Source organism: Thioalkalivibrio denitrificans, from assembly GCF_002000365.1.
GTDB classification, from domain to species: Bacteria; Pseudomonadota; Gammaproteobacteria; order Ectothiorhodospirales; family Ectothiorhodospiraceae; genus Thioalkalivibrio_A; species Thioalkalivibrio_A denitrificans.
On sequence record NZ_MVBK01000020.1, the window covers coordinates 20,413 to 27,225 of the forward strand.

The window sequence follows — 6,813 nt, forward strand, 5'->3', positions numbered from 1 at the left end:
TCCTCATCTGTTAAGCCCATGCTTCTTCAGCAGGTCATACAACGTCGGGCGGCTCACCCCCAGCAACTCCGCCGCCTTCGAGATGTTGCCATCCACGATCTGCAGGGTGCGGCGCAGGGCCTTGCCTTCGGCGTCGTCGCGCACCTGGCGCAGGTTCAACATTAATGGATCATAGCCCTCGGAGGAGAGTTCCATGTCCTCGCCGCTGACCTGACCGCCGTCAGCCATGATCACCGCGCGCTTGACGCGGTTCTCCAGCTCGCGCACGTTGCCCGGCCAGGTGTGGGCCTCGATGGCATTGAGCGCTTCGGGTGAGAACCCCTTGACCGGCCGCCCCTGCTCCTTGGCGAAACGCTCGAGGAACACTCGCGCGAGCAGGTGGGCGTCGCCGCTGCGTTCGCGCAGGGGCGGGATGGTGATGGTCATCTCGCTGATGCGGTAGAACAGGTCCTCGCGGAAGGCGTTCTCGGCGATCAGGGACTGCAGGTCCTGGTGGGTGGCGCAGATCACGCGCACGTCCACCGGGATCTCCTCACGGCCGCCCACGCGCTCGATGACCCGCTCCTGGAGGAAACGCAGCAGCTTGGCCTGCAGGGCCATGGGCAGGTCGCCCACCTCGTCCAGGAACAGGGTGCCGCCGTCGGCGTATTCGATCTTGCCCCGGGTCTGCTTGGCGGCGCCGGTGAAGGCGCCCTTCTCGTAACCGAACAGCTCGGACTCCAGCAGGTTCTCGGGGATGGCGGCACAGTTGATAGCCACGAAACGGAAATCGCGGCGGTTGCTCAGTTCGTGAATCCCCCGGGCCACCACCTCCTTGCCGGTGCCGCTCTCGCCCAGCAGCAGGGTGGTCACATCGGTGGGGGCCACCTTCTCCACCATGCGGCAGACCTTGAGCATCTCGGGGCTGGCGGCGATCAGGCCCGGCAGCGGCGAGGCGCCCTGCCCCTGCTGCAGGCGGCGGTTCTCCCGCTCCAGTTCGTACAGGCGGTGGGCCCGCTTGACGATGAGGTTGAGCAGATCCGCGTCCACCGGCTTCTGGTAGAAGTCGTAGGCGCCGAGGCCCACGGCGCGCACGGCGTTCTCGCGGTCGTTGTTGCCGGTGACCACGATGACCTTGGTCTGGGGGGCAAGCGACAGGATCTGCTCCAGGGTGGCAAGCCCCTCGGTGGCGCCGCCCGGGTCCGGCGGCAGGCCCAGGTCCAGCGTGACCACCGCAGGCTCTTCCCGGCGCAACTGGGCAATGGCCTCGTCGCGGGTGGTCGCGGTGATCACCTCGAAATCGTCGAAGCACCAGCGCAGCTGCCCCAGCAGCCCCGGATCATCCTCCACAATCAACAGAACTGGACGTTGTCCATCCGATGTCATCTATCCACTCCCCCTGGGTGGATGCTTTGGCCCCGACGGGGGCAGGAAACACTTTCTTGCCATTGATCTGAAGCTCAGGCGTCGGCCTGAAGGCCGACCTACATGGACGCATCGGGCTTCCGGGGCGGGGAAACGCGGTACATGATCAATCTGCATCAGTTCTTCGTGTTTTTCGTGGTTCATGAGCGGCTCGACTACCCCGCCGTACCACTCACGCGCGCGCGCTGCTCGCGGCCGGAGAATGTCTTGTCCGCGGTCAGCGTGTCTTCCTGGGTGCTGCTTTCGCGGGCGGACGTCGGTCCACCAGGCATCTGGAAACTGATCTGATAGCACCCGACCGAGATCCGGTCACCGTCGCGCAGCACATGGCGCTCCACCCGCTCGCCGTTCACGCTGATGCCGTTGAGGCTCTTCAGGTCCACCAGGTAGTACTGGTTGTCCACGTTGAGTACGGCCGCGTGACTGCGGCTCACGGACATGTGCGCCAGCTGGACGCGATTGGCGGTGGTGCGCCCGATGGTCTCCATGGGCTCCGTGACCGGATGCGAGGAGATCACCATGCCCTTGAGGCTGACCACGAGCCTCGGCAGCGCGGCGGCCCGGTTTCCCGTGATGGCGGGTTCACGCTGGGGCGCATCCTCCCGGACCATGCCGCCCATGAGACGGCGCTCCTCGAAGGGTTTCCATTGCAGCTCCTCAATGGCCGAGTCCACAAGCGCGGTGGTCACGGTGCGGGTCTCCTCGATGAACGCGGCCAGAAGCACCGTATCGCACAGGACGTTGATGAGCCGCGGCACGCCACCCGTGTAGCGGTGAATGTGCTCGATGACCTCCTCGGAGAAGAGATCGTCGCCTCGCCACCCGGCAATCTCCATCCGGTGGCGGATGTACTCACCCGTCTCGGCGGCGGCCAGGGCGCGCAGGTGAAACCTCAGCCGGATGCGCTGTTCCAGCTGCTCCAGCCGGGGGTCCGCCAGCCGATCCGCCAGTTCCGGCTGACCCACGAGGATCACGCTTAGCACCTTGGCCTGACCGGACTCGCCATCGGCGAGCATGCGGATCTCCTCCAGCGCCGAAATGCTCAGGTTCTGGGACTCGTCCACCACCAGAAGCACGCTTCTGCGCCGCTTGCCCTGATCCGCCAGGTAGCGATTGAGCTTGTCCAGAAGCTCCACCTTGTTGCCCTGGGGCGACTTGACGCCCAGCACCGTGGCCAGGTGCTGCAGCAGTTCCAATTCCGAGAGCTGGGTCTGGTGGATGCGCGCGACGATCACCGAGTCGTCAAGGGAATCCAGCAGACGCTCCAGCACGATGGTCTTGCCGGAACCGATCTCGCCGGTGACCACGGCGAAGCCGTCGCGGTTGAGCACGGTGTATTTCATGTAGGCAAGCGCCCGGGCATGGGGCTTGCTCATGTAAAGGAAACTGGAATCCGGCGCCAGCTGGAAGGGCGGCTTGTCGAGCTTGAAGAAGTCCAGGTACATGGTGAGTGTGCCGCTTGATGGTTGGTCAGACGCCGGACGGTAAGGCAACGCGCCGACGCGTTCCCTGTGTCAGGCGGGGTTCAATGGTCATATTCGCAGGTGTCCCTTGTGCGCTGCAAGCATCGACGCCAATAGCGACGGAGCCGTCCGCGCACACGACACACCGTGGAGCAAACCTGGCCGGGCTAGGCAACGCCGCCTCCCACGCTTCCTGGCCGTTGCGGTGCAACGGCCGCTGCACCGTTTCGCAGAGGCAGGTAGACGTGAAAGGTGGTCCCCCTGCCGGGGCTGCTGGTCACCTCCACGTCACCACCCAACGATCGGACCAGTTCGCGGCTCTCATAGGCGCCGATGCCCATGCCGGTGAGGCCCTTGGTGGTATCGAAGGGCCGGAACAGGCGATGGCGCACGAAATCCCGGTCCATGCCGCTGCCGGTATCGGCCACCGTCAGGTGAACCTCGTCGTCCTTGCGCCAAACGCGCACCGCCACGTGGCCTTCCGGCGGGGTGGCCTCCTGGGCGTTCTGCACGAGATGCCGGATGACAGCCAATAGCCGATCGCTCACGGCGCGCACCGGGAAGGCATTGCCCTCCACCTCAAGCACCGGCACGGGGCGGTTCCCCTCGCGCTCCGAGACGGCCCTGCGGGCCAGATCGGCCAGATCCACGTCTTCCAGCTTCGGCGTGAACTCACCGGCGCGCAGCTGCTGCATGAGCCGGTTCATGCGCTCCACCGCATTCTCCACGGTGGCGATGGCGTCACGCAGAAACTCCGGTTTGTCACCATGACGGCGCGCGTTGCTGACCACCAGCGACAGCTGGGCGATCAGGTTCTTCAAGTCGTGGATGACGTAGGCCGACAGGCGGTTGAAGGCCTCGAACTGGCGCGCCTCGGCCAGGGCCTCCAGGGCCTGCATCTGGGCCAGGTGGCTGGCAGCCTGGCGCCCGGCGGTCTTGAGCAGATCCCGGTCCTCCCAGTTGATGCTGTGCCCGGCACGCGAGTGGTCCAGGAGTACGAAACCCAGCAGGTCGTCCTCGTGCAACAGCGGCACGATCAGCCACAGGCGCGTCTCTTCCACGATCCACGCCGGCAGGGACAGCGCGCCGTAGTGATCGGCATCGCCGCGATACTCGTCCATGTCGATCACCCAGCCGGTGCGATGCAGGTATGAGGCCAGCTCCCCGTCCCGGGGCTCTCCCGGCCGTTCGTGCTCGGGCCAGTTGAGCCTGTCGCGGGCCGTGAACTGGCGCCCCTCGCGCAGCCAGATCTGTCCGCCGGGGCTTTCCACGATGGCAGCGATGGCGCGGATGACGCGCTCGGGCAGCGGCTCGCCGGAGCGCGCCAGCGTGTGGATGAAACGCAGCCACTCCTCGCGGTAGTCGTAGCGGTAATTGAAGAAATGTTTGCTCAGGAAGACCTTGAGCCGCGCGCGCAGCTGCCCGGAGACCAGCAATGCCACGAGCAGCAGGGCAGCGCCGAACAGCAGCACGGTCTGCAGCACCGCGCCCCACTCGCCGCCGAAACGGCGCACGTAGAATCCTGCTGCGGCCATGACCAGGAGATAAACACCCGCCACCAGGAACGTGGTGCCGTGCAGGACCACGCCGCGCGAGACGTAGACGTCCAGGGACCACTGGGGATTGCGCGCCGCGGAGACCGCGATCAGCGGGACCACCAGGGCATTGATATAGCCGCGGGCGTCCCACAGGGTCGGGCTGACGCCCAGGAACAGCAGCGCATCGGAAAAGAGCAGGAAGTCGTACAGGTACAGCGCGCCCACGCCCAGGCACAGGTACTTGATGGCCCAGCGCTGGTCCGGCGTGGTGGTCCGATACACATGCTCCACCAGAACCAGGGCGCCGATGATGAGCAGCACCTTGGTGGCCAGCACCCATTGCACACTCGCCTCGATGGGCAGCCCCGCGAGCAGCAGGCCCTGGGCCAAAACACCGAGGACCAGGAGCACGGCCAGGATGCGCAGAACCCCGAGACGCACCGAGCCCGCGCGCGCATGGCCGAGCCAGAGAATCGTCCACAGAAAGGCGATCCACGCGGCGTCCCGCACGAGATCCGTGAACAGCAGGGTGCGGGGCCACTGGGCCCCGGCCACCGTGCCCCAGGCCATGACGCCGGCCCAGAGCATGGACACCACGGCCGCCACCACCAGCAACGCGCCCTGAACCCGGCCCTGCCAGCCGATGGCCAGCACGAACGTGAGGGCCAGAAACGCCGCCAGGGCGATACCATAGCCCACTGCTCCGATGGTCAGACTGGTCGGCTCTATCAACTCGAGTGCCCGCTGTCGGCTGATCCCCCCGACAACATCTTATGCCGCTTTGCACAAGGCGAGAAGCGGCGGTGTGTGCGGGGGTGTGAATGACCGTGTCCATCGGTCGCTGCATCGGTGCGGCGGCGACGCCCCTGGGGCGCGCGAGGCGCGGAACGCTACCGCGAGCCCCGCCCCCAAAGGACCACTTCCACCGTCTGGATGATGGTGAGCAGATCCAGGGAAATGGACTGGTTCTTGACGTAGTAGAGATCGTACTGGAGCTTCTCGAAGGCGTCCTTCTCCGATGCTCCGTAGGGGTAGTTGATCTGGGCCCAGCCGGTGAGCCCGGGCTTGACCCAGTGACGGTGATGGTAATACGGCAGCCGCGACGCCAGTTGCTCCACGAACTCCGGACGCTCCGGCCGCGGGCCGACAAAGCTCATGTCGCCGCGCAGGACGTTAAAAAGCTGCGGCAGTTCGTCCAGGCGCGTGGTGCGCATGAAGCTGCCGAAACGGGTCACGCGAGGATCCTTCTTTTCGGCCCAGCGGGCGACACCGTCCGCTTCGGCGTCCTCGATCATGCTGCGGAACTTGTAGAGCGTGAAGGGCCGGCCATTCTGACCCACACGGGTCTGGCGGAAGAGGATGGAGCCGCGGCCCCGGCTTTCGATCAGGATGCCCAGCGCCGTCAGCAGCATGATGGGCCACACGACCGCCAGCATGCCCACACCGGTGGCCAGATCCATGATGCGCTTGAGGTAGTCGCTGTAGATACTCTGGCGGAATCCGCGCGAGAAGATCATGGTGCTGGGGCGCAGGATATCGAGCTTGAGAAAACCGCCTTCCCGCTCGAAGAAGTCCGACACGTCCAGCACGTGCACGCCGGCCATCTTGCAGGCCATGAGTTCATCCACCGGGAAGCCGCCCCGGGGGTCATCCAGGGCAATCACCACGTCGTCGATGTGCCGGTCGCAGGCGTACTGTGCAAGCGAACCCGCCGGCTCCACGATGCGCTCGGGATCGACCTGCGGGGTTTCGTTCTTCTGGGGAACAAAGCCGGTGAGATCAAAACCCACCCGGTCGCTGCGCCGCCGCAGGCGGCTGAAGAGGGACGCGGTCGAACCGGAGCCCAATACCAGTACCCGGCGCTTGAACGCATCCAGGTGCAGCAGACGCACGCCCACCAATCGCGTGGTCAGAACGCCGGCGAAGGCAAGACTGACCGCCACCAGCATCACGCCCCGGCCAAGGAACAGGTGCGGGAACACGTAGAACAGCACGGCGAGCATGACGCCGCCCAGGGCGAAGGCACCCACCAGGCGCACCACCACCTGGCCGAGGGACACCCGCATGCCGCGCCGGTACAGGCCCATGCTCAGCATGGCGAGCATGTTGAGCCCCGCGAATGCGATGACCTTGATGCTGAAGGCCTCGAAGAAGGCCGGCGCGGACGTCGCGCCACCGGGAAATACAATATGGGCCGCCACGATGAAGGCCGTCACAAAGACCAGGACTTCCAGCACGGCCAGGGTCATCAGCGACGTGGGCATATCGCGGCCGAGCACCTGAATGTGGCCATGACGGATGCGCAGGGGCCGGCGCGATTCGACCGCCGAGGCGCCGGGCACCGGCAATACACTCACCGTGGCGCCCGCGCCCATCCCGCCCTGGCGATTAGCCCCAATATTTCACCA

4 protein-coding genes are annotated in these 6,813 nt (G+C 65.9%); all 4 read right to left on the reverse strand.

Translation table 11 applies throughout. The features are described from left to right. Positions 1-3: 3 nt before the first annotated feature. The 4 genes from prsR to B1C78_RS03685 all read right to left on the reverse strand — a co-directional run bounded on the left by prsR (position 4) and on the right by B1C78_RS03685 (position 6,780). Positions 4-1,365: a PEP-CTERM-box response regulator transcription factor gene (prsR, locus tag B1C78_RS03670; RefSeq protein ID WP_077277794.1), complete on the reverse strand. Its 1,362-nt coding sequence runs from the start codon at positions 1,363-1,365 to the stop codon at positions 4-6. Positions 1,366-1,559: 194 nt separating this feature from the next. After that, complete coding sequence (locus tag B1C78_RS03675) at positions 1,560-2,849, reverse strand: AAA family ATPase (RefSeq protein WP_077277795.1); 1,290 nt, start codon at positions 2,847-2,849, stop codon at positions 1,560-1,562. Positions 2,850-3,034: 185 nt separating this feature from the next. Further along, complete coding sequence (gene prsK / locus B1C78_RS03680) at positions 3,035-5,137, reverse strand: XrtA/PEP-CTERM system histidine kinase PrsK (RefSeq protein ID WP_245795292.1); 2,103 nt, start codon at positions 5,135-5,137, stop codon at positions 3,035-3,037. 158 nt (positions 5,138-5,295) lie between these two features. After that, positions 5,296-6,780, reverse strand: a complete 1,485-nt coding sequence (locus tag B1C78_RS03685) for a TIGR03013 family XrtA/PEP-CTERM system glycosyltransferase (RefSeq protein WP_077277796.1) — start codon at positions 6,778-6,780, stop codon at positions 5,296-5,298. Positions 6,781-6,813: the final 33 nt, after the last annotated feature.

Excerpts from the sequence above, each read along its gene's own strand:
- B1C78_RS03675 (WP_077277795.1), bottom strand. The coding sequence starts at position 2,849 with ATGTACCTGGACTTCTTCAAGCTCGACAAGCCGCCCTTCCAGCTGGCG.
- B1C78_RS03685 (WP_077277796.1), bottom strand. The coding sequence starts at position 6,780 with ATGGGCGCGGGCGCCACGGTGAGTGTATTGCCGGTGCCCGGCGCCTCG.
- prsR (WP_077277794.1), bottom strand. The coding sequence starts at position 1,365 with ATGACATCGGATGGACAACGTCCAGTTCTGTTGATTGTGGAGGATGAT.